19 protein-coding genes, 1 tRNA gene and 1 pseudogene are annotated in these 22360 nt (G+C 42.4%); 14 read left to right on the plus strand and 7 right to left on the minus strand.

What is annotated here, in order from left to right; translation table 11 throughout:
- The first annotated feature begins 51 nt into the window (after nucleotides 1-51).
- Nucleotides 52-125, plus strand: a tRNA-Pro gene (locus FBF73_RS02460).
- A gap of 42 nt (nucleotides 126-167) precedes the next feature.
- Here the strand turns inward: FBF73_RS02460 and FBF73_RS02465 are convergent.
- Nucleotides 168-314 (minus strand): annotated as a pseudogene (locus tag FBF73_RS02465) (transposase); the annotation flags it as partial.
- Nucleotides 315-629: 315 nt separating this feature from the next.
- On the opposite strand from FBF73_RS02465, the gene FBF73_RS02470 reads away from it, so the two are divergent.
- From FBF73_RS02470 to pepC, 6 genes are all read left to right on the plus strand, one after another.
- Nucleotides 630-5021, plus strand: coding sequence for a PolC-type DNA polymerase III (locus tag FBF73_RS02470; RefSeq protein WP_136936879.1), 4392 nt, complete (start codon nucleotides 630-632; stop codon nucleotides 5019-5021).
- A gap of 18 nt (nucleotides 5022-5039) precedes the next feature.
- Nucleotides 5040-5192 (plus strand): hypothetical protein, encoded by a 153-nt coding sequence (locus FBF73_RS02475; RefSeq protein ID WP_033679623.1) that lies wholly within the window; start codon nucleotides 5040-5042, stop codon nucleotides 5190-5192.
- Nucleotides 5193-5212: 20 nt separating this feature from the next.
- Entirely contained in the window at nucleotides 5213-6454 is a 1242-nt protein-coding gene (locus tag FBF73_RS02480) for an aminopeptidase (protein ID WP_136936880.1), read from the plus strand.
- A gap of 9 nt (nucleotides 6455-6463) precedes the next feature.
- The gene (locus FBF73_RS02485) at nucleotides 6464-6694 is read left to right on the plus strand and encodes a GlsB/YeaQ/YmgE family stress response membrane protein (RefSeq protein WP_000901572.1); all 231 of its coding nucleotides are present in this window, start codon (nucleotides 6464-6466) and stop codon (nucleotides 6692-6694) included.
- A gap of 223 nt (nucleotides 6695-6917) precedes the next feature.
- Nucleotides 6918-7640: a pseudouridine synthase gene (locus FBF73_RS02495; RefSeq protein WP_136936882.1), complete on the plus strand. Its 723-nt coding sequence runs from the start codon at nucleotides 6918-6920 to the stop codon at nucleotides 7638-7640.
- A gap of 112 nt (nucleotides 7641-7752) precedes the next feature.
- Nucleotides 7753-9087, plus strand: coding sequence for an aminopeptidase C (pepC, locus tag FBF73_RS02505; protein WP_136936883.1), 1335 nt, complete (start codon nucleotides 7753-7755; stop codon nucleotides 9085-9087).
- 159 nt (nucleotides 9088-9246) lie between these two features.
- On the opposite strand, the gene FBF73_RS02510 is transcribed toward pepC, so the two are convergent.
- From FBF73_RS02510 to FBF73_RS02530, 5 genes are all read right to left on the minus strand, one after another.
- Entirely contained in the window at nucleotides 9247-10158 is a 912-nt protein-coding gene (locus tag FBF73_RS02510) for a PTS system mannose/fructose/sorbose family transporter subunit IID (protein ID WP_136936884.1), read from the minus strand.
- Between the two features lie 14 nt (nucleotides 10159-10172).
- Nucleotides 10173-10985: a PTS mannose/fructose/sorbose transporter subunit IIC gene (locus FBF73_RS02515; RefSeq protein WP_136936885.1), complete on the minus strand. Its 813-nt coding sequence runs from the start codon at nucleotides 10983-10985 to the stop codon at nucleotides 10173-10175.
- Between the two features lie 74 nt (nucleotides 10986-11059).
- A complete protein-coding gene (locus FBF73_RS02520; protein WP_125411342.1) occupies nucleotides 11060-12049 on the minus strand; it encodes a PTS sugar transporter subunit IIB in 990 nt (329 codons plus the stop codon).
- A gap of 246 nt (nucleotides 12050-12295) precedes the next feature.
- The gene (adhP, locus tag FBF73_RS02525; RefSeq protein ID WP_102210849.1) at nucleotides 12296-13315 is read right to left on the minus strand and encodes an alcohol dehydrogenase AdhP; all 1020 of its coding nucleotides are present in this window, start codon (nucleotides 13313-13315) and stop codon (nucleotides 12296-12298) included.
- A 224-nt stretch (nucleotides 13316-13539) separates the two neighbouring features.
- The gene (locus tag FBF73_RS02530) at nucleotides 13540-14352 is read right to left on the minus strand and encodes a Cof-type HAD-IIB family hydrolase (RefSeq protein WP_136936886.1); all 813 of its coding nucleotides are present in this window, start codon (nucleotides 14350-14352) and stop codon (nucleotides 13540-13542) included.
- Between the two features lie 189 nt (nucleotides 14353-14541).
- Between FBF73_RS02530 and FBF73_RS02535 the strand changes: the two genes are divergently transcribed.
- The 6 genes from FBF73_RS02535 (at nucleotide 14542) to folK (ending at nucleotide 20617) form a co-directional block, all read left to right on the plus strand.
- A complete protein-coding gene (locus FBF73_RS02535) occupies nucleotides 14542-15960 on the plus strand; it encodes an NCS2 family permease (RefSeq protein ID WP_084923165.1) in 1419 nt (472 codons plus the stop codon).
- Between the two features lie 52 nt (nucleotides 15961-16012).
- Complete coding sequence (locus FBF73_RS02540; RefSeq protein WP_169435160.1) at nucleotides 16013-16720, plus strand: CPBP family intramembrane glutamic endopeptidase; 708 nt, start codon at nucleotides 16013-16015, stop codon at nucleotides 16718-16720.
- Nucleotides 16721-16813: 93 nt separating this feature from the next.
- On the plus strand, nucleotides 16814-17788 hold the full coding sequence (gene folP, locus FBF73_RS02545) for a dihydropteroate synthase (protein ID WP_169435161.1): 975 nt from the start codon (nucleotides 16814-16816) through the stop codon (nucleotides 17786-17788).
- 1 nt (nucleotide 17789) lies between these two features.
- Complete coding sequence (locus FBF73_RS02550) at nucleotides 17790-19112, plus strand: bifunctional folylpolyglutamate synthase/dihydrofolate synthase (protein ID WP_136936888.1); 1323 nt, start codon at nucleotides 17790-17792, stop codon at nucleotides 19110-19112.
- A complete protein-coding gene (folE, locus tag FBF73_RS02555) occupies nucleotides 19093-19647 on the plus strand; it encodes a GTP cyclohydrolase I FolE (RefSeq protein WP_050199387.1) in 555 nt (184 codons plus the stop codon). Before FBF73_RS02550 ends, folE begins: the two co-directional genes overlap by 20 nt.
- Nucleotides 19648-19804: 157 nt before the next feature.
- Nucleotides 19805-20617, plus strand: a complete 813-nt coding sequence (folK, locus tag FBF73_RS02560) for a 2-amino-4-hydroxy-6-hydroxymethyldihydropteridine diphosphokinase (RefSeq protein WP_136936889.1) — start codon at nucleotides 19805-19807, stop codon at nucleotides 20615-20617.
- A gap of 160 nt (nucleotides 20618-20777) precedes the next feature.
- Here the strand turns inward: folK and FBF73_RS02565 are convergent, their stop codons facing one another.
- The gene (locus FBF73_RS02565; protein ID WP_000886035.1) at nucleotides 20778-21095 is read right to left on the minus strand and encodes a DUF960 domain-containing protein; all 318 of its coding nucleotides are present in this window, start codon (nucleotides 21093-21095) and stop codon (nucleotides 20778-20780) included.
- Nucleotides 21096-21332: 237 nt separating this feature from the next.
- Between FBF73_RS02565 and ccpA the strand changes: the two genes are divergently transcribed.
- The gene (gene ccpA, locus FBF73_RS02570; protein ID WP_001090628.1) at nucleotides 21333-22343 is read left to right on the plus strand and encodes a catabolite control protein A; all 1011 of its coding nucleotides are present in this window, start codon (nucleotides 21333-21335) and stop codon (nucleotides 22341-22343) included.
- Nucleotides 22344-22360 lie beyond the last annotated feature (17 nt).

Genomic DNA, 22360 nt, shown 5'->3' on the forward strand with positions numbered 1-22360 from the left:
ATCAGGCGGTTAGAGGTTCGACTCCTCTAGGGTGCATTTTTCTTTTTAACTCGGGAAGTAGCTCAGCTTGGTAGAGTACTTGGTTTGGGACCAAGGTGTCGCAGGTTCGAATCCTGTCTTCCCGATTAATTGTAGCTCTTTGTTAACTGTAGTGGGTTGAAGAAAAGCTAAGCTAGAGAAAGGACGAGTTTCGTCCTTTCTTTTTTGATGTTCAGAGCGATAAAAATCCGTTTTTTGAAGTTTTCAAAGTTTCGAAAAACAAAGGCATTGCGCTTGATAAGTTTGATGAGATTATTGGTAGCTTCCAATTTAGAGATGATTTCTTTGTGTGCAATCCTATTAATAACACCGATAATTTGAGATTAGTATCTTCAATGTCAAGCAGTTTCGTGATAAAATGTAATAGTTCCATATGAATCTTTCTAATGAGTAGTCTAGTCGCTTTTCATTATAGATTTTTTGGAACTATTTTCTATACCTAAATTGGCCCTATAATATTTATAGGGGATTTACCCACTATAAATATTATAGAGTCATTTGTTAAAAGTAGCAGTCTTTAAGGAAAGATACTAGCTATATATTTTTTCTAAATATGGTAAAATAGTAGAAGAATAATGTGAGGAAAATGAATGTCAAACAGTTTTGAAATTTTGATGAATCAACTGGGGATGCCTGCTGAAATGAGACAGACCCCTGCTTTATCACAGGCTGATATTGAGCGAGTTGTGGTTCATAAAATTAGTAAGGTATGGGAGTTTCATTTCGTATTTTCTAATATTTTACCGATTGAAATCTTTTTAGAATTAAAGAAGGGTTTGAGTGAGGAATTTTCTAAGACAGGCAATAAAGCTGTTTTCGAAATCAAGGCTCTGTCTCAAGAATTTTCAAATCAACTCTTACAAGCCTATTATAGAGAGGCTTTTTCTGAAGGGCCGTGTGCTAGTCAAGGCTTTAAATCTCTTTATCAGAATTTGCAAGTTCGTGCTGAGGGCAATCAACTCTTTATTGAAGGCTCTGAGGCGATCGATAAGGAACATTTTAAGAAGAATCATCTTCCTAATTTAGCGAAACAACTTGAAAAGTTTGGTTTTCCAACTTTTAACTGTCAGGTGGAGAAGAATGATGTGCTGACTCAAGAGCAGGAAGAAGCCTTTCATGCTGAAAATGAGCAGATTGTTCAAGCTGCCAATGAGGAAGCGCTCCGTGCTATGGAGCAACTGGAACAGATGGCGCCACCTCCAGCGGAAGAGAAACCAACCTTTGATTTTCAAGCCAAAAAAGCTGCGGCTAAGCCAAAGCTAGATAAGGCGGAGATTACTCCTATGATCGAAGTGACGACGGAGGAAAATCGTCTGGTCTTTGAAGGGGTTGTTTTTGATGTGGAGCAAAAAGTGACCAGAACAGGTCGTGTTTTAATCAACTTTAAAATGACGGACTACACTTCAAGTTTTTCTATGCAAAAGTGGGTTAAAAATGAGGAAGAGGCTCAGAAATTTGATCTCATCAAGAAGAATTCTTGGCTCCGAGTTCGTGGGAATGTAGAGATGAATAACTTCACACGCGATTTGACAATGAATGTGCAGGATGTGCAGGAGGTTGTTCACTATGAGCGGAAGGATTTGATGCCAGAAGGTGAGCGTCGGGTTGAGTTTCATGCTCATACTAACATGTCGACCATGGATGCTTTGCCAGAAGTAGAGGAAATCGTTGCGACAGCTGCTAAGTGGGGACACAAGGCGGTTGCCATCACCGACCATGGAAATGTTCAATCTTTCCCACACGGCTATAAGGCGGCTAAGAAAGCGGGGATCCAGCTGATCTATGGTATGGAAGCCAATATCGTGGAGGACCGCGTTCCTATCGTTTATAACGAAGTGGAGATGGACTTGTCAGAAGCAACCTATGTGGTCTTTGACGTGGAAACGACGGGGCTATCAGCCATCTATAATGACTTGATTCAGGTTGCGGCTTCTAAGATGTACAAGGGCAATGTTATTGCTGAATTTGATGAATTTATCAATCCTGGACATCCCTTGTCAGCCTTTACTACTGAGTTGACTGGTATTACAGATGATCATGTAAAAAATGCCAAACCACTGGAACAAGTTTTGCAAGAATTCCAAGAATTTTGTAAAGACACGGTACTAGTTGCCCACAATGCGACCTTTGACGTTGGCTTTATGAATGCCAATTATGAGCGTCATGGTCTGCCAAAGATTAGTCAGCCAGTTATTGATACGCTGGAGTTTGCTAGAAATCTCTACCCTGAGTATAAACGTCATGGTTTGGGCCCTTTGACTAAGCGTTTCGGTGTGGCACTGGAACACCATCACATGGCCAATTACGATGCGGAAGCTACAGGTCGCCTGCTTTTCATCTTTATCAAAGAGGTGGCAGAAAAACATGGTGTGACCGATCTAGCTAGACTTAATATTGATTTGATTAGTCCAGATTCTTATAAAAAAGCTCGGATTAAGCATGCGACCATTTATGTCAAGAATCAAGTGGGGCTAAAAAATATCTTTAAGCTGGTTTCTTTGTCTAATACTAAGTACTTTGAAGGGGTGCCACGGATTCCAAGAACGGTTCTAGATGCCCATCGGGAGGGCTTGATTTTAGGTTCAGCTTGCTCTGAAGGTGAAGTTTTTGATGCAGTCGTTTCCCAAGGTGTGGATGCGGCGGTTGAGGTGGCCAAGTATTATGACTTTATCGAGGTCATGCCACCAGCTATCTATGCTCCCTTGATTGCCAAGGAGCAGGTCAAGGATATGGAAGAACTCCAGACCATTATCAAAAGTTTGATAGAAGTGGGAGACCGTCTTGGTAAGCCTGTTCTGGCTACCGGAAATGTTCACTATATCGAACCGGAGGAAGAGATTTACCGTGAAATTATCGTCCGTAGTTTGGGACAGGGGGCTATGATTAACCGAACCATAGGTCACGGCGAACATGCTCAACCTGCTCCTCTTCCAAAAGCTCATTTTAGAACGACTAATGAAATGTTGGATGAATTTGCCTTCTTGGGAGAGGCACTGGCACGCAAATTAGTCATTGAAAATCCAAATGCCTTGGCAGATATCTTTGAACCTGTTGAGGTAGTTAAGGGTGACTTGTACACGCCTTTCATTGACAAGGCTGAAGAAACGGTCGCTGAATTGACCTACAAGAAAGCTTTTGAGATTTATGGAAATCCGCTGCCAGATATTGTTGATTTGCGGATTGAAAAAGAATTAACATCCATTCTGGGGAATGGATTTGCTGTGATTTATCTGGCTTCCCAGATGCTAGTGCAACGTTCCAATGAACGGGGTTACTTGGTGGGTTCTCGTGGATCTGTCGGATCTAGTTTCGTTGCGACCATGATTGGGATTACGGAGGTTAATCCTCTATCTCCTCACTATGTCTGTGATCAGTGTCAGTACAGTGAGTTTATCACGGATGGATCTTACGGTTCAGGTTTTGATATGCCCAATAAGGACTGTCCAAACTGTGGCCATAAACTCAGCAAAAACGGACAGGATATTCCTTTCGAGACCTTCCTAGGTTTTGATGGGGACAAGGTTCCCGATATTGACTTGAACTTTTCGGGAGAGGATCAGCCTAGCGCCCACTTGGATGTGCGTGATATCTTTGGTGAGGAATATGCCTTCCGTGCAGGAACGGTTGGTACGGTAGCTGCCAAAACTGCCTATGGATTTGTCAAGGGTTACGAGCGGGACTATGGCAAGTTTTATCGTGATGCAGAGGTGGAACGCCTCGCTCAAGGTGCAGCTGGTGTCAAGCGGACAACGGGACAACACCCGGGGGGGATCGTTGTTATTCCTAACTATATGGATGTTTACGACTTTACGCCTGTCCAGTATCCAGCAGATGACGTGACGGCTGAATGGCAGACCACCCACTTTAACTTCCACGATATCGATGAGAACGTCCTCAAACTCGATGTACTGGGACATGATGATCCGACTATGATTCGAAAACTCCAGGACTTGTCTGGTATTGACCCTAATGAAATTCCAATGGATGACGAAGGTGTGATGGCCCTCTTTTCTGGGACGGATGTGTTAGGGGTAACACCTGAACAAATCGGAACACCTACGGGCATGCTGGGGATTCCAGAGTTTGGGACCAACTTTGTCAGAGGCATGGTAGACGAGACCCATCCGACGACTTTTGCAGAATTGCTTCAGTTGTCAGGGTTGTCCCACGGTACCGACGTTTGGCTGGGCAATGCTCAAGATCTGATTAAGCAAGGAATAGCAGACCTATCGACTGTTATCGGTTGTCGGGACGACATCATGGTTTACCTCATGCATGCTGGTCTCGAACCTAAGATGGCCTTTACCATCATGGAACGGGTACGTAAGGGCTTGTGGCTGAAGATTTCAGAAGAGGAACGCAATGGCTACATCGAAGCCATGAAGGCTAATAAGGTGCCAGAGTGGTATATCGAGTCCTGTGGGAAAATTAAGTACATGTTCCCTAAAGCCCATGCGGCAGCCTACGTTATGATGGCCTTGCGTGTAGCTTACTTCAAGGTTCACCATCCCATTTATTACTACTGTGCTTACTTCTCCATTCGTGCTAAGGCTTTTGATATCAAGACCATGGGTGCGGGCTTGGATGCTATCAAGCGCAGAATGGAAGAAATCTCTGAAAAACGGAAGAACAATGAGGCCTCTAATGTGGAGATTGACCTCTATACAACTCTTGAGATTGTCAATGAAATGTGGGAACGTGGTTTCAAGTTTGGTAAACTCGATCTCTACCGTAGTCAGGCGACAGAATTCCTCATTGATGGAGACACTCTCATCCCGCCATTTGTAGCTATGGATGGTCTGGGAGAGAACGTTGCCAAGCAACTGGTGCGAGCACGTGAAGAGGGAGAATTCCTCTCTAAAACTGAGTTACGCAAGCGTGGAGGACTTTCATCAACCTTGGTTGAAAAAATGGATGAAATGGGAATTCTGGGCAATATGCCAGAGGATAACCAGTTGAGTTTGTTTGATGAGTTGTTTTAAGGTCTTGGAGGAAAAAAGATGAAACTAAGAATTTTTGCGGAAGATAAGCCGGCTGAGAAGGTATTTGAATATCAATTAGAACTTGCTGATCAGACAATTCTTCTATCAACAGCACTCTTGTCAGGTACTATTGCACTAGCAGGGCTACTTTCTGCTTTGAAAGAAAAATAAAAATAGAAAAGAGAAACAACATGGTTCTACCAAATTTTAAAGAAAATCTAGAAAAATATGCGAAATTGTTGGTTGCAAATGGAATCAACGTGCAACCTGGTCACACTTTGGCTCTCTCTATCGATGTGGAGCAACGTGAGTTGGCTCACTTAATCGTCAAAGAAGCTTATGCCTTGGGTGCGCATGAGGTTATCGTTCAGTGGACAGATGATGTCATTAACCGTGAGAAATTCCTCCATGCGCCGATGGAGCGTCTGGACAATGTGCCAGAATACAAGATTGCTGAGATGAACTATCTCTTGGAAAACAAAGCTAGCCGTCTTGGAGTTCGTTCATCTGATCCAGGTGCCTTGAACGGTGTGGATGCTGACAAGCTTTCAGCTTCTGCTAAAGCTATGGGACTTGCCATGAAGCCAATGCGAATCGCAACTCAATCTAACAAGGTTAGTTGGACTGTAGCAGCCGCTGCTGGACTTGAGTGGGCTAAGAAAGTCTTTCCAAATGCTGCGAGCGACGAAGAAGCAGTTGATCTCCTTTGGGACCAAATCTTCAAAACTTGCCGTGTCTACGAAGAAGATCCTGTTAAGGCTTGGGAAGAGCATGCAGCTATCCTCAAGAGCAAGGCTGATATGCTTAATAAAGAGCAATTTTCAGCCCTTCACTACACAGCACCAGGGACAGATTTGACACTTGGTTTGCCAAAGAACCACGTTTGGGAATCAGCTGGTGCTATCAATGCACAGGGCGAAGGATTCTTGCCAAATATGCCGACAGAGGAAGTCTTCACAGCGCCTGATTTCCGTCGCGCAGATGGTTATGTCACTTCTACAAAACCGCTTAGCTATAATGGAAATATCATCGAAGGAATTAAAGTAACCTTTAAGGATGGACAAATTGTGGATATCACTGCAGAAAAAGGCGATCAAGTCATGAAAGACCTTGTCTTTGAAAATGCGGGTGCGCGTGCCTTGGGTGAATGTGCCTTGGTGCCAGATCCAAGCCCAATTTCTCAGTCAGGCATAACCTTCTTTAACACTCTTTTTGATGAGAATGCATCAAATCACTTGGCTATCGGTGCAGCCTATGCGACTAGCGTTGTTGGTGGAGCGGAGATGAGCGAAGAGGGGCTTGAAGCTGCGGGGCTTAACCGTTCAGATGTTCACGTAGACTTTATGATTGGTTCTGACCAAATGAATATCGATGGTATCCGTGAGGATGGGACACGTGTACCACTCTTCCGTAACGGAGATTGGGCAAATTAAGGAGATAATATGTTAGGAAGTATGTTCGTTGGTCTCCTAGTTGGATTTTTAGCAGGTACTCTGACCAATCGTGGAGAACGCATGGGATGTTTTGGAAAAATGTTTCTCGGATGGATTGGTGCCTTTATAGGCCATTTGCTTTTTGGGACTTGGGGACCGATAATAGCAGGAACTGCCATTATTCCGGCAGTACTAGGTTCCATGATTGTCTTAGCGATTTTCTGGAGACGAGGAAGTTAATTTCTTAAATCTGAGACTCAATGAAAATCAAAGAGCAAACTAGGAAACTAGCCGCAGGTTGCTCAAAGCACTGCTTTGAGGTTGTAGATAGAACTGACGAAGTCAGTAACATATATACGGCAAGGCGACGTTGCTGCGGTTTGAAGAGATTTTTGAAGAGTATGAAACGAAAAGGAGGTTGGTCATTGTACCAGCCTCCTTTTGAGTATGATATAATAGTTCTATGAGATTAGATAAATTTTTAGTTGCCTGCGCTGTGGGGAGCCGAACTGAGGTCAAAAACTTGCTCAAGGCTGGTCGCGTGACGGTAAATGGTAAAAAAGAAAAGTCAGCTAAATTGCAGATTGATGAAGAAAGAGATGAGATTCGCTTTGATGGGCAAGTGTTGGAGTATGAAGAGTTTGTCTACTACATGATGAACAAGCCCCAAGGAGTTATCTCAGCGACTGAGGATCCTAAGCACAGAACCGTTCTGGACTTGCTGGATGATATTGCTCGGAGCAAGGAAGTTTTCCCAGTAGGACGCTTGGATATTGACACGCATGGTCTTTTGATCTTGACCAATGATGGTCAGCTGGCTCATGCTCTTCTTTCACCTAAGCGTCATGTGGATAAGACCTATCTGGCCCAGGTCAAGGGAATCATGACTCAAGAAGATGTGGAGATATTTGCCAAGGGAATTCCTCTTAAAGACTTTACCTGTCAGCCTGCTATACTGGAGCTTGTGTCCATAGATACAGAAAAGAATCAAAGCCAAATCCGTGTGACCGTTGCAGAAGGGAAGTTTCATCAGGTCAAGCGTATGGTGGCCTACTGTGGCAAGGAAGTGGTGGACTTGCAACGTTTGACTATGGGACCTCTAGTATTAGATGAGAACCTAGAACGTGGAGAATGGCGTCGCTTGACCAAGGAGGAATTGGAAAATCTTCTTGCTAGTATTGCTTAATTTAGTTTGTATTCGAAAAAGGTGAGAGACAATGTCCTTGCCTTTTATGTTTTTCAGTTGCTTCCTTTGTGAAAAGAGTTATAATAGACTGTAGAATAAAAAGGAGGAATCTATGAACGCGATTCAAGAATCATTTACTGATAAACTATTTGCCAATTATGAAGCAAATGTCAAATACCAAGCGATTGAAAATGCTGCCAGCCACAACGGAATTTTTGCAACTCTAGAACGTCGCCAAAGCCACGTAGACAATACGCCTGTTTTCTCATTGGATTTGACCAAGGACAAGGTAACCAACCAGAAAGCGTCTGGTCGTTGCTGGATGTTCGCAGCCCTTAACACCTTCCGTCACAAACTCATCTCGCAATACAAATTGGAAAACTTTGAGTTGTCACAAGCCCATACTTTCTTCTGGGACAAGTATGAGAAATCAAACTGGTTCTTGGAACAAGTCATTGCGACTGCAGACCAAGACTTGACGAGCCGCAAGGTTAAGTTCCTACTTCAAACGCCACAACAAGACGGCGGTCAGTGGGATATGGTCGTTGCCCTCTTTGAGAAATATGGTGTCGTGCCTAAGTCTGTTTACCCTGAATCTGTTTCATCTAGCAGCAGTCGTGAGCTCAATGCCATTCTCAACAAATTGCTTCGTCAAGATGCTCAAATCTTACGTGACTTGCTTATTTCTGGTGCTGACCAAGCGGCTGTTCAAGCTAAGAAAGAAGACCTCTTGCAAGAAATCTTTAACTTCCTTGCCATGTCATTAGGGCTTCCACCACGAAAATTTGACTTTGCTTATCGTGATAAAGATAACAACTACCAAAGCGAAAAGGGCATTACACCACAAGAATTTTATAAGAAATATGTCAATCTTCCGCTAGAAGATTACGTTTCTGTTATCAATGCTCCAACTGCTGACAAGCCTTACGGCCAATCTTACACAGTTGAGATGTTGGGAAATGTGGTTGGTAGCCGTGCGGTTCGTTACATTAACGTTCCAATGGAGCGCTTGAAAGAATTGGCAATTGCTCAAATGCAAACAGGTGAGACTGTTTGGTTTGGTTCAGATGTCGGACAGCTCAGCAACCGTAAAGCTGGAATCCTTGCGACAGATGTTTATGACTTTGAATCAAGCATGGATATTCAACTCACTCAAGATAAGGCTGGACGTTTGGATTACAGTGAAAGCTTGATGACCCACGCCATGGTCTTGACAGGTGTGGATTTGGACGAAAATGGCAAGTCAACCAAGTGGAAGGTTGAAAACTCTTGGGGAGATAAGGTCGGTACAGATGGTTACTTTGTTGCCTCAGACGCTTGGATGGACGAATACACATACCAAATCGTTGTTCGTAAAGAATTATTAACAGCCGAAGAACAAGCGGTCTATGAAGCAGAGCCAATCGTACTTGCACCATGGGATCCAATGGGAGCCTTGGCAGAATAATACTCAATGAAAATCAAAGAGCAAACTAGGAAGCTAGCCGCAAGCTGTACTTGAGTACAGTAAGGCGACGCTAACGTGGTTTGAAGAGATTTTCGAAGAGTATAAAAGCATAGAAAAAAGGAATCAGATTTAGAACCTGGTTCCTTTTAAGTTGTTTGATTACATGATACCGAAGAAACGAGCTGCGATACCTACTGCAAAGAGTGCAAGGATGATTGAAATTGGTGATACTTTTTTCTTAAGCAACCACATGCAAAGGAAAGTAAGGAGAAGTCCCATCAATCCTGGAATCAATGAGTTCAACTGACCTTGCAGGGTTTGTGGTTGAACGCTATCCAAGCTCAATCCACCAAGTGCTTGACCAAGGATACCTTTCAATTCAGCACCTGATACAGGTCCTTCTGGGAAGTTGATGTAGGCACCTTCAGCCAATTGTTTACCTGGAAGGTTAACAGTGAAGTTGATCGATACCCAACGTTGTACAAGAACGGCAAGGATGAACATACCAAGGATAGAAGCACCTTTAGTGATGTCTTTCAAGATACCACCAGACATGTCTTTAGTGATTTCAGATCCAGCCTTGTAACCAAATTCTTGTGTGTACCATAGGAAGGCCATACGGATAGCATTCCATCCGAAGAAGAAGAGAAGTGGACCAACCAAGTTACCAGATGCAGCAAGTGATGCACCAAGAGCACCAAGGATAGGACGAACTGTAAACCAGAATACTGGGTCACCGATACCAGCAAGAGGTCCCATCATACCGATTTTAACCCCTTGGATAGCAGCGTCGTCGATTTCAACACCGTTCGCACGTTCTTCTTCAAGTGCAAGAGTAACCCCCATGATTGGAGCAGCTACGTATGGGTGAGTGTTGAAGAACTCAAGGTGGCGCTCAAGAGCAGCAGCTTGGTCTTCTTTAGTAGTGTACAATTTTTTGATAGCTGGGATCAATGAGTAAGCCCAACCCAAGTTTTGCATACGCTCGTAGTTCCAAGAACCTTGAAGGAATTGTGAACGCCACCAAACTTTTTTACGATCTGATTTTGATAATTGAAGTTTTTCAGTCATGATTGTTCCCCTTTCTAGTAGTCTTCTAGGATATCACCGATTGGGTCGTTAGAGGTCGCAGCTCCTCCGCCACCGTTACCACCTTGTTTTGAAAGGTTAAGGTAGATGAAGGCAAGGGCAACACCGATTACACCAAGGGCAATCAAAGTCAATTGAGAAATGGCAGCAAAAGCAAAACCGATTGCGAAGAATGGCCATACTTCACGAGTTGCCATCATGTTGATAACCATAGCGTAACCAACGGCAACGACCATAGCACCACCGACAGCCATACCACCGTTCAACCAGTCTGGCATCAATTTAAGAGCATCTTGAACGGCAGAAGCTGGGATAGCGATAAGGAAGGCTGCAGGGATAGCAATACGAAGACCTTGAAGAAGAAGTGCGATAAAGTGAGCACGTTCAACAGCTGCAATATTTCCTTCTTTAGCAGCAGCATCTGCAGTGTGAACCAAACCAACTGAGATTGTACGAACAATCATTGTCAAGAAAAGTCCAGCTACGGCAAGAGGGATAGCTGTTGCTGTTGCAACGGCGATACCTTCAGTAGTAAAGTTACCACCTTTGATCAAGATGATTGCTGCGGCAACAGATGCAAGAGCAGCGTCAGGAGCTACGGCAGCTCCGATGTTTGCCCAACCAAGGGCGATCATTTGAAGTGATCCACCAAGCATAACCCCTGCTTCGAGGTTACCAGTTGCAAGTCCGATAAGCGTACATGCGACGATTGGTTGATGGAATTGGAATTGGTCGAGGATACCTTCAAGACCTGCAAGGAAGGCAACAACTACAACCAAGACAGCAGAAATAATTGAAATATCTGACATGGTTTTATTCCTTTTCTATTTAATGATAATAAAGTGAAAAAATTTCTTAGAATTCTTCTATAGTTTGATATTTGTTATTGAACGTTGGCTTTGTTAATCAAGTCAAACAAATCTTTTTTGGTGTCGTTTGGTACTTTACGTACGTCAAATTCAACACCGAGGTCACGCATTTTTTCAAATGTAGCAACGTCTTCTTTGTCCATAGACAAAACGTTGTTGACCATTGTTTTACCTGTTGAGTGAGCCATTGATCCTACGTTAAGGGTCTTGATTGGCACGCCACCTTCGATTGCACGAAGGGCATCTTGAGGTGTTTCAAACAAGATAAGGGCATGTGTTTCTCCAAAGCGTGGGTCTTTTGAAACCTCGATCAACTTTTGAATTGGAACCACATTGGCTCTGACATTATTCGGAGCTGCTTGTTTAATTAATTCTTTACGAAGGTCGTCGCTGGCAACGTTATCTGAAGCAACGATAATACGGTCTGCTTTTGAATCTGGAGTCCAAGCAGTTGCAACCTGACCGTGAAGTAAACGAGTGTCTAGACGGGCAAGATTGATTTTCAGTTTACCGTCACCGATAACTGTTCCTTCTGGGATAGCAGTTTGGGCAACTGGAGCAGATGCAGCACTTGCAACTTCTTCAACTGGATTTAACTCTTCTGGAAGAGCTTTGATGCCATCTTTGGCTTCTTTAATAATATTCGCAGCGACTTTTTCCACACCTGCTGTGGCGTCCATGAGGCGTTCTGTATAGGCCTGGATTAACATCGGTAAGTTAAGTCCTGTGATGATGGCAAACTGACGATCAGGGTTTTCTCCCATCACGCGACTAGCTTGGTTGAATGGAGAGCCACTCCAAAGGTCAGCCAAAACTAGCACCTCATCTTCTGCGTCAAATGTAGCCACAGCGTTGTTAAATTTAGCATATAGGTCATCTGGACCTTCATTTGGCATAAAGGTTACAACTTGAACCTTTTCTTGTTCACCAAAAATCATAGATCCTGACTGATGAATACCTGCAGCAAATTCACCGTGGCTCGCAATAATGATTCCGATACTCATTATTGTCATTCCTCCTTATAAAATGTTGTGCCCATTGTTTAAGAAAACTTTAAGACTAGATTAGTATAAACCGTTTTCATAAAAAAATCAACTATTTGATATAGAATTTTTTAAAAAATAAAATACAGATTTTTTAAAATGTTGATATATAAATGTTTTTGAGAAGAGAATAATTTTCATTTTAAAAAGTTAATATAAAAAAAGTTGGAAGAAGCATCCAACTTTTTTATATAGATTTTTATTGAATTAGTTTGTGAAGTCGAGTACCATACGTCCTTGGATTTGACCTTTTTCCATTTCGTCGAAAATGGCTACAGCATCTTCTACTGGACGTTTTTGAACAACTGGAACTACTAAACCTTCTGCACCGAATTGGAAGGCTTCTTCCAAGTCTTTACGAGTTCCTACAAGAGAACCTATGACTTGGATTCCATCTAGAACGGTTTTGACGATGCTGAGTTCCATCATTTCAGAAGGAAGGCCGACAGCGACAACGCGACCACCAGCACGAACTGAGTCAACAGCCTGGTTGAAGGCAACTTTAGATACAGCAGTTACGACAGCTGAATGAGCTCCACCATCAGTTTTTTCCTTGATGAGTCCAGGTACATCTTCAACTTCGAGGCCGTTAATCACAATGTCAGCACCTACTTCTTTTGCAAGGGCAAGTTTGTCATTGTTGATATCAACTGCGATGACATGAGCATTGAATACTTTTTTAGCATATTGAACAGCTAGGTTACCAAGTCCACCAGCACCGTAAAGAACAACCCATTGGCCTGGCTCAACTTTTGCTTCTTTAATAGCCTTATAGGTTGTTACACCAGCACATGTGATAGAAGAAGCTTGGGCTGGATCAAGTCCGTCAGGAACTTTGACAGCATAGTCTGCAGTTACGATACATTGTTCAGCCATACCACCATCTACTGAGTAGCCAGCATTTTTCACTGTACGGCAAAGGGTTTCACGGCCAGTTGTACAGTATTCACAAGTGCCACATCCTTCAAAGAACCAAGCAACGCTGACGCGGTCGCCAACTTTAAGGCTTTTAACATCTGGGGCAATTTCTTTAACGATACCAACACCTTCGTGACCTAGGACACGTCCTGGTACTTGACCAAAGTCACCATGGGCAACGTGGAGGTCAGTGTGGCAAACACCACAGTATTCAATTTCTACAAGTGCTTCTCCAGTTTCAAGTGGACGGAGTACTTTTTCTTCAACAGCAACACCAGTGCTTTCTGGATTTACAACAACAGCTTTCATAGCTATCCTCCTTGATATTAACTGAGAGCAGGAGAAACGGGACTGGATTGATTTTGTGTCAACAGAGTCGAGTGTGACGAGCTCTCTTGTATTTATATGTGAAGTATATCACAAAAGAAAGCCTTTTCCAAGGTTTTGGATGCAAAAAGTAGAACAATCGATTAACTGGTTGATGAGACTGTGAAAAGAGCACAAAGACCAGCTTGCAAGCTGGTCAGAATGGACTATAAGAATAAATCTTGCAGGGTTTTGGCAACCCCGTCTTGGTCATTTGTCAAGGAAATTTGCTCATCTGCATAGGGGAGTAGCTCAGGATTGGCATTTTTCATTGCATAACCTTTCCCAGCAAAAGCAAGCATTTCGGTATCATTGTTTTCATCTCCAAAAGCAATCAAATCTTTTTTGTCACGGTTCATTACCTTGAGCAAGTAGTCCAAGGCGAAGGCCTTATTGACTCCTTTTGGGGTACACTCAAGGATATTGAGCGGACCACCCCAAGTATTAATAGAAAGTTGATGCTGGTAGAAGGCGTTCATTTCTTTTGCCAAGGCATACTTGTCACTGGCTCTGGTCTGCAACAGGATACAGTTAGGGTCCTTGGTCACCAACTCAGGCTGGAATTGATCTTCAGGCTGGAAAGCTTCTACACCAAATAGTTTGGGATTGGCAATTTCTTCATTAGGATTTGTAATGTAGAATTTTTTACGGTATTCTCCAGCGATAAAATCGGCTTGAATGTCCTCTGAACGTCGAACCATGTCTAGCAGATATTTTTTGTCTACGGTTAAACACTTTTCAAAGTTCCAAACTTGGTCTGGTAAATGAGTGAGGGAACCGTTGAAATTAATCATAGGAGTGTTTAAGCCTAGTTCACGGTAAAAATCTTTTGACATACGGTAAGGGCGCCCCGTTGTAATAATAACCTGATGCCCTTTTTCAGCAACTTTTTTAATGGTTTCTTTGGTAAAGTCAGAAATTTGACTGTCTGAGTTGAGCAGGGTTCCATCCAAGTCAACTGCAATAATTTTTTTCGTCATATAAACCTTTCTAGTGTCTTTCCAGATAAGATGTCTTCTATTATAACAAAAAGCAGGCAGAAAAGCAGATTCCAAACAAAAAATGAAATTGGATCAATTTTTTAAATAAATCAAACAAAGATATTGAAAAAGTGAATGATAAATGATATAATTCTATTATTGTTCGTAAAAATTAAAAGGAGATTGATAATGGACAAATTATTTAAACTAAAAGAGAACGGTACAGACGTTCGTACAGAGGTTCTCGCTGGTTTAACAACTTTCTTTGCAATGAGTTATATTCTCTTTGTAAACCCACAAATTCTTTCGCAAACAGGAATGCCTGCTCAGGGTGTATTCCTAGCGACGATCATTGGTGCAGTAGCGGGTACCTTGATGATGGCCTTCTATGCTAACTTACCTTATGCCCAAGCGCCAGGTATGGGTCTTAATGCCTTCTTTACCTTCACAGTCGTATTTGGACTTGGTTATTCTTGGCAAGAAGCCCTAGCTATGGTCTTCATCTGTGGAATTATCTCACTGATTATTACCTTGACAAATGTTCGTAAAATGATCATTGAATCGATTCCAAATGCTCTTCGCTCAGCTATTTCAGCTGGTATCGGTGTCTTCCTTGCCTACGTAGGAATTAAGAATGCTGGATTTTTGAAATTTACGATCGATCCAGGTAACTATACTGTTGTAGGAGAAGGGGCTGACAAAGCTAAAGCAACGATTGCAGCAAACTCTTCAGCAGTTCCAGGATTGGTTGACTTTAATAACCCAGCTGTTTTGGTGGCACTTGCAGGACTGGCCATTACAATCTTCTTTGTTATCAAAGGAATTAAAGGGGGAATTATCCTCTCTATCTTGACAACAACTATTCTTGCTATCGCAGTTGGTTTGGTAGATTTGTCAAGCATCGATTTTGCTAATAACCATGTTGGTGCAGCCTTTGAAGACTTGAAGACAGTCTTTGGTGCAGCTCTTGGTTCAGAAGGTTTGGGAGCTTTGATTTCAGATACAGCTCGCTTGCCTGAAACTCTGATGGCTATTCTTGCCTTCTCATTGACAGATATTTTTGACACAATTGGTACCTTGATCGGTACGGGTGAAAAAGTTGGTATCGTAGCGACAAATGGTGAAAATCACCAATCAGCTAAGTTGGATAAGGCTCTTTATTCAGACTTGATTGGTACTTCAATTGGTGCCATCGCAGGTACTTCAAACGTAACGACTTATGTTGAGTCTGCTGCTGGTATTGGTGCAGGTGGACGTACTGGTTTGACAGCCTTGGTTGTAGCTATCTGTTTTGCGATCTCAAGCTTCTTTAGCCCACTTCTAGCGATTGTACCAACAGCCGCTACAGCTCCAATCTTGATTATAGTTGGGATTATGATGTTGGCTAGCTTGAAAAATATCCATTGGGACGATATGTCTGAAGCGGTTCCTGCTTTCTTCACATCTATCTTTATGGGATTCAGCTACTCTATCACTCAAGGGATTGCAGTTGGTTTCTTGACTTACACTTTGACTAAGCTTGTCAAAGGTCAAGCTAAAGATGTTCATGTCATGATTTGGATTTTGGATGCCTTGTTTATCCTTAACTACATCAGCATGGCCTTATAATAGGATAACCCAGGGGGAATTTCCCCCTTTTTTAATACAAAGGAGATAGGTGATGAAAGAGAAAAGTATCTGGAAAGAATTATTGAATCGTGCAGGTTGGCTGTTAATCTTTCTGCTAGCGACAATTTTATATCAGATTCCTATAGGGGTTACTGCTATTTTAACTTTAAATGCAGTACCATTGTTACAGTCAGGACTGATAGTTGCTGGTATTTCAATTGTAGTTTTAGTACTATTTATTTTTGGAGCTCGTAAAACGCAATTAGCAAGTTTTAATTTTTCTTTTTTTAGAGCTAAGGATTTGGCACGCTTGTGCTTAAGTTATCTAGTCATTATCGGATCAAATATACTTGGTTCTATCTTGTTGCAACTGTCAAATGAGACGACAACAGGGAATCAGTCTCAGGTTAATGATATGGTTCAAAATAGTTCTTTAATTTCCAGTTTCTTCTTGTTGGCCTTGCTTGCTCCAATTTGTGAGGAAATCTTGTGTCGGGGAATTGTTCCTAAAAAGATTTTCCGAGGAAAAGAGAACTTGGGATTTGTAGTCGGTACGATTGTGTTTGCTTTATTGCATCAACCAAGTAATTTACCTTCTTTATTGATCTATGGAGGTATGTCAATCGTTCTATCTTGGACGGCTTACAAGACCCAACGTTTGGAAATGTCTATCTTACTTCATATGATTGTGAATGGGGTTGCTTTCTGTTTGTTGGCTCTTGTGGTGATCATGAGTCGGACATTAGGGATTTCTGTTTAAGATTTTTGACAATTGCTTACTTGTTTCTACTGGGAAAAAGATGAATGCAATCGTGTCCATCTTTTTCTTTTTATGGTAAAATAGAGAAATAATATGATGAAAAGCCTTGAGGGAGTGACCGATATGTCAAGTAAAGCCAATCATGCAAAGACAGCTATTTGCGGAATTATCAATGTAACCCCAGACTCCTTTTCGGACGGTGGTCAATTTTTTGCTCTTGAGCAAGCACTCCAGCAGGCTCGTAAATTGATAGCAGAAGGTGCTAGTATGCTAGATATCGGCGGAGAATCGACTCGGCCGGGAAGTAGCTATGTTGAGATAGAAGAGGAAATCCAGCGTGTTGTTCCAGTGATCAAAGCTATTCGCAAGGAAAGTGATGTCCTTATCTCTATTGATACTTGGAAGAGTCAGGTAGCAGAAGCTGCTTTGGCTGCTGGTGCCAATATAGTCAATGATATCACTGGTCTTATGGGTGATGAGAAAATGGCGGATGTGGTTGCTAAGGCTGGTGCGAAAGTAGTCATTATGTTTAATCCAGTCATGGCGCGACCTCAGCATCCTAGCTCGCTCATCTTTCCTCATTTTGGTTTTGGACAAGCTTTTACAGAGGAAGAGTTAGCTAACTTTGAAAAATTGCCAATCGAAGACTTGATGGAGGCTTTCTTTGACAGAGCTTTAGCTAGAGCGAATCCAGCTGGAATCGCAAAAGAAAATATCATGTTGGATCCAGGAATTGGCTTTGGTCTGACCAAGAAAGAAAATCTGCTTCTTTTACGGGATCTGGATAAACTACATCAGAAGGGCTATCCAATCTTTCTTGGAGTGTCGCGCAAGCGCTTTGTCATCAATATTCTTGAAGAAAATGGTTTTGAAGTCAATCCTGAGACAGAACTTGGTTTCCGCAATAGGGACACGGCTTCGGCTCATGTAACCAGTATCGCTGCGAGACAGGGTGTGGAAGTGGTGCGCGTGCATGATGTAGCTAGTCACAAGATGGCGGTTGAAATTGCATCAACCATCCGATTGGCTGAAGATGCGGAAAATCTAGATTTAAAACAATATAAGTAAGATGAAAGAAATTGAAAACAATCAGTGGATTGCTAACTACCGGACTGACCAACCGCATTTTGGCTTGGAACGAATGGTGGAACTATTAGCTTTGCGTGGCAATCCCCATCTCAAACTCAAGGTCATCCATATCGGAGGGACCAATGGCAAGGGTTCGACCATTGCTTTTTTGAAAAATATGCTAGAAAAGATGGGGCTGAGAGTTGGCGTGTTTAGCTCGCCCTATCTCATTCATTACACAGATCAGATTAGCATCAATGGGGAATCTATCCCAGAGGCTAGACTAGAAGCCCTCATGGCAGACTATCAGTCTTTGCTTGAGGGGGAATCGGCTGCCAATTTGGAGGGGACAACTGAGTTTGAGATAATCACAGCCATAGCCTATGACTACTTTGCTTCAGAGCAAGTAGATGTGGCCATCATGGAAGTGGGTATGGGAGGACTCTTGGATAGTACCAATGTCTGTCAGCCCATTTTGACAGGAATTACAACTATTGGATTGGACCATGTAGCCCTACTTGGTGACACCTTGGAAGCCATAGCAGAGCAGAAGTCTGGTATTATCAAACAAGGAATTCCCTTGGTAACAGGTCGCATTGCTTCAGAAGCGCTAGCTGTGATTGACTCTATTGCAGCAACTAAAAATGCGCCGAGACTTGCCTATGGGAGTAATTATCAGGTTCGTCATAAAGAAAGTGTGGTGACAGGTGAAGTCTTTGACTATACCAGTGCTGTCAGACAAGATCGCTTTCAGACTGGCCTACTTGGTTTGCACCAGATAGAGAATGCTGGGATGGCCATAGCTTTACTTGATACTTTTTGTCAAGAAGATGGTCGAGAACTAGCAAGCAATGACTTGCTTGCTCAGGCCTTGGAAGAAACAGGTTGGCCAGGGCGTTTGGAAATTGTGTCAAGAGATCCCTTGATGATTTTGGATGGGGCTCACAATCCCCATGCCATAAAGGCTTTAATAGCAACCTTGCAAGAACGCTTTGCGGATTATCGTAAGGAAATCCTCTTTACTTGTATCAAAACCAAGGCCTTGGAGGATATGTTGGACTTGCTGGGGGCCATGCCAGATACCGAGCTTACCCTGACACACTTTGATGATAGTCGGGCGACTGATGAAAGCATGCTGGAAGAGGCGGCTAAGTCTAGAAATCTCAACTACCAAGGTTGGCAGGATTTTCTAGAGCAGAAATTGACATATAAAAAAGAAGAGAAACAAACAGTTAGGATTGTCACAGGTTCCTTGTACTTTTTGAGCCAAGTGAGAGCCTATCTGATGGAGAGGAAGAACGAGAATGGATACACAAAAGATTGAAGCAGCTGTAAAAATGATTATCGAGGCTGTAGGAGAGGACACTAACCGCGAGGGCTTGCAGGAAACACCTGCTCGTGTGGCTCGTATGTACCAAGAGATTTTTTCAGGTCTTGGTCAAACAGCGGAGGAACATTTGTCAAAATCTTTTGAGATTATTGACGATAATATGGTGGTAGAAAAGGATATCTTTTTCCATACCATGTGTGAACACCACTTCTTGCCATTTTATGGTAGAGCGCATATTGCCTATATTCCAGATGGCCGTGTAGCAGGTTTATCTAAGCTAGCCCGTACGGTTGAAGTTTATTCGAAAAAACCACAAATTCAAGAACGTTTGAATATCGAAGTGGCCGATGCCTTGATGGAGTATCTAGGTGCTAAAGGAGCCTTTGTTGTCATTGAGGCGGAGCATATGTGTATGAGTATGCGTGGAGTGAGAAAACCAGGAACTGCAACCTTGACGACAGTAGCTAGAGGTCTATTTGAAAAAGATAAGGACCTCCGAGACCAGGCTTATCGTTTAATGGGGCTATAATACTCTTCGAAAATCTCTTCAAACTACGTCAGCTTCCATCTGCAACCTCAAAACAGTGTTTTGAGCAGCCTGCGGCTAGCTTCTTAGTTTGCACTTTGATTTTCATTGAGTATAAAAAGAATCTGCTTTGGGCGGATTTTTCTAGAAAGGAATCATTATGGATCAACTGCAGATTAAGGATTTGGAAATTTTTGCCTATCATGGTCTTTTTCCTAGTGAGAAGGAATTGGGGCAGAAGTTTGTCGTTTCAGCTATCCTATCCTATGATATGACCAAGGCGGCTACAGACTTGGATTTAACGGCTTCTGTCCATTATGGAGAACTGTGTCAGCAGTGGACGACTTGGTTTCAGGAAACAACTGAGGACTTGATTGAAACGGTAGCCTACAAACTGGTAGAACGTACCTTTGAGGCCTATCCTCTTGTCCAAGAAATAAAGCTGGAACTGAAAAAACCTTGGGCGCCAGTGCATTTGCCACTAGATACTTGCTCGGTAACCATTCATCGCCGCAAGCAACGAGCCTTTATCGCCCTAGGAAGCAATATGGGAGATAAACAAGCAAACTTGAAACAAGCCATTGAGAAAATGCGAAATCAAGGTATCCATATTCTCAAAGAGTCTAGTGTCTTAACGACGGAGCCTTGGGGTGGTGTTGAGCAGGATAGCTTTGCCAATCAAGTGGTTGAGGTGGAAACCTGGTTGCCGGCCCCAGTTCTATTAGAGACCTTGTTAGCCATTGAGTCAGAGATGGGACGGGTGAGAGAAGTGCATTGGGGACCTCGTTTGATTGATTTGGACTTGCTCTTTGTGGAGGACCAGATCCTTTATACAGATGACCTTATCTTGCCTCATCCTTACATAGCGGAACGCCTTTTTGTCCTTGAGTCCTTACAGGAAATTGCGCCTCATTTTATCCATCCGACATTAAAGCAACCTGTCCGTAACTTGTATAATGCTTTGAAAAAATAAAAAAAGCTCTAGTTTTCAGTCACTGGCAACTGAAGGCTAGAGTTTTTATACTCTTCGAAAATCTCTTCAAACCACGTCAGCTTCCATCTGCAACCTCAAAACAGTGTTTTGAGCAGCCTGCGGCTAGCTTCCTAGTTTGCTCTTTGATTTTCATTGAGTATTAAAATAGGTCATTTTCTTCTGGGAGGAGGATAGTTTCTCTACCGTCCATATCTAAAACCAGTACTCTTGGCGGATAAAGAGGGTCAAAAGGATGGTTAAAGTCAAAATCAATAGCTGTAGGGAGGTGTTGACTTGAAAAATGGAAGGTAATTTTTCCTTGGTTATTAAGCAATTGAAACTCGAGTTCTTCTTCCAATTCAAAGACATTTTTTAAGAAGTGGTCAATAATATACCAAAAAGAGTCAATGACATCATCAGGCAAGCTGGTAACAATGCCAAAACTAGCCGACCGCATGTGGGTATTGGTAAAAGCCATATCTTTGCCTCCTTTCTTTTCCCTTATCATACAGCAAATAGGATTAAAAATCAAGAAAAGGTGATTTTTTCTTCATAAACATAGTTTTCTATGAAATTTTTTTCAAACAATCTTCAAAAAATGCTTGAAAGTGTTTACAAATAGTGATAAAATGGAATAAGTAGAATCATGAAAACGAAATTTTCATGCCGTCTCTTTTTTGGAGTCTCGTGAGGTATGATATAGAAAGGAAATGGAATGAATACAGACGATACAGTAACGATTTATGATGTCGCCCGTGAAGCAGGAGTTTCAATGGCGACGGTTAGCCGTGTAGTCAATGGCAATAAGAATGTAAAAGAGAATACTCGAAAAAAAGTGCTTGAGGTGATTGACCGTTTGGATTACCGTCCAAATGCAGTGGCGCGTGGTCTGGCAAGTAAAAAGACAACCACTGTCGGTGTCGTGATTCCAAATATTACTAATGGCTATTTTTCAACGCTTGCTAAAGGGATTGATGATATCGCTGAAATGTACAAGTATAACATCGTCCTTGCCAATAGTGATGAGGATGATGACAAGGAAGTTTCAGTGGTTAATACACTGTTTTCTAAGCAAGTGGATGGTATCATCTTTATGGGCTACCACTTGACTGAAAAAATTCGTTCAGAGTTTTCTCGCTCTCGGACACCAGTTGTTCTTGCAGGAACTGTGGATGTAGAACATCAGCTTCCAAGTGTCAATATTGACTACAAACAAGCAACGATTGATGCAGTAACCTACCTTGCTAAAGAAAATGAGCGCATTGCTTTCGTAAGCGGTCCATTAGTGGATGACATCAATGGTAAGGTTCGCTTGGTTGGCTACAAGGAAGCCTTGAAAAAAGCAGGTATTTCTTATAGCGAAGGATTGGTATTTGAGTCTAAATACACTTATGAAGATGGCTATGCCTTGGCAGAGCGTTTAATTTCATCAAACGCAACTGCAGCAGTTGTAACAGGTGATGAACTGGCAGCAGGTGTCTTGAACGGCCTTGCTGATAAGGGTGTATCAGTACCAGAAGAGTTTGAAATTATTACTAGTGATGATTCGCAAGTCTCACGCTTTACCCGTCCAAACTTGACAACTATCGCCCAACCTCTTTATGACCTTGGTGCTATTAGTATGCGTATGTTGACTAAGATTATGCACAAGGAAGAGTTGGAAGAACGTGAAGTTCTCTTACCTCATGGTTTGACAGAACGTCGTTCAACACGAAAACGGAAATAGAAAAAGATCAGGGAATC

Source organism: Streptococcus mitis (genome assembly GCF_005144795.1).
Lineage (GTDB): Bacteria > Bacillota > Bacilli > Lactobacillales > Streptococcaceae > Streptococcus > Streptococcus mitis_BB.

Bases quoted from the DNA above. Each gene is read 5' to 3' on its own strand.
- FBF73_RS02470 (WP_136936879.1), top strand. From the start codon at position 630: ATGTCAAACAGTTTTGAAATTTTGATGAATCAACTGGGGATGCCTGCT.
- FBF73_RS02475 (WP_033679623.1), top strand. From the start codon at position 5,040: ATGAAACTAAGAATTTTTGCGGAAGATAAGCCGGCTGAGAAGGTATTT.
- FBF73_RS02480 (WP_136936880.1), top strand. From the start codon at position 5,213: ATGGTTCTACCAAATTTTAAAGAAAATCTAGAAAAATATGCGAAATTG.
- FBF73_RS02485 (WP_000901572.1), top strand. From the start codon at position 6,464: ATGTTAGGAAGTATGTTCGTTGGTCTCCTAGTTGGATTTTTAGCAGGT.
- FBF73_RS02495 (WP_136936882.1), top strand. From the start codon at position 6,918: ATGAGATTAGATAAATTTTTAGTTGCCTGCGCTGTGGGGAGCCGAACT.
- pepC (WP_136936883.1), top strand. From the start codon at position 7,753: ATGAACGCGATTCAAGAATCATTTACTGATAAACTATTTGCCAATTAT.
- FBF73_RS02510 (WP_136936884.1), bottom strand. From the start codon at position 10,158: ATGACTGAAAAACTTCAATTATCAAAATCAGATCGTAAAAAAGTTTGG.
- FBF73_RS02515 (WP_136936885.1), bottom strand. From the start codon at position 10,985: ATGTCAGATATTTCAATTATTTCTGCTGTCTTGGTTGTAGTTGTTGCC.
- FBF73_RS02520 (WP_125411342.1), bottom strand. From the start codon at position 12,049: ATGAGTATCGGAATCATTATTGCGAGCCACGGTGAATTTGCTGCAGGT.
- adhP (WP_102210849.1), bottom strand. From the start codon at position 13,315: ATGAAAGCTGTTGTTGTAAATCCAGAAAGCACTGGTGTTGCTGTTGAA.
- FBF73_RS02530 (WP_136936886.1), bottom strand. From the start codon at position 14,352: ATGACGAAAAAAATTATTGCAGTTGACTTGGATGGAACCCTGCTCAAC.
- FBF73_RS02535 (WP_084923165.1), top strand. From the start codon at position 14,542: ATGGACAAATTATTTAAACTAAAAGAGAACGGTACAGACGTTCGTACA.
- FBF73_RS02540 (WP_169435160.1), top strand. From the start codon at position 16,013: ATGAAAGAGAAAAGTATCTGGAAAGAATTATTGAATCGTGCAGGTTGG.
- folP (WP_169435161.1), top strand. From the start codon at position 16,814: ATGATGAAAAGCCTTGAGGGAGTGACCGATATGTCAAGTAAAGCCAAT.
- FBF73_RS02550 (WP_136936888.1), top strand. From the start codon at position 17,790: ATGAAAGAAATTGAAAACAATCAGTGGATTGCTAACTACCGGACTGAC.
- folE (WP_050199387.1), top strand. From the start codon at position 19,093: ATGGATACACAAAAGATTGAAGCAGCTGTAAAAATGATTATCGAGGCT.
- folK (WP_136936889.1), top strand. From the start codon at position 19,805: ATGGATCAACTGCAGATTAAGGATTTGGAAATTTTTGCCTATCATGGT.
- FBF73_RS02565 (WP_000886035.1), bottom strand. From the start codon at position 21,095: ATGGCTTTTACCAATACCCACATGCGGTCGGCTAGTTTTGGCATTGTT.
- ccpA (WP_001090628.1), top strand. From the start codon at position 21,333: ATGAATACAGACGATACAGTAACGATTTATGATGTCGCCCGTGAAGCA.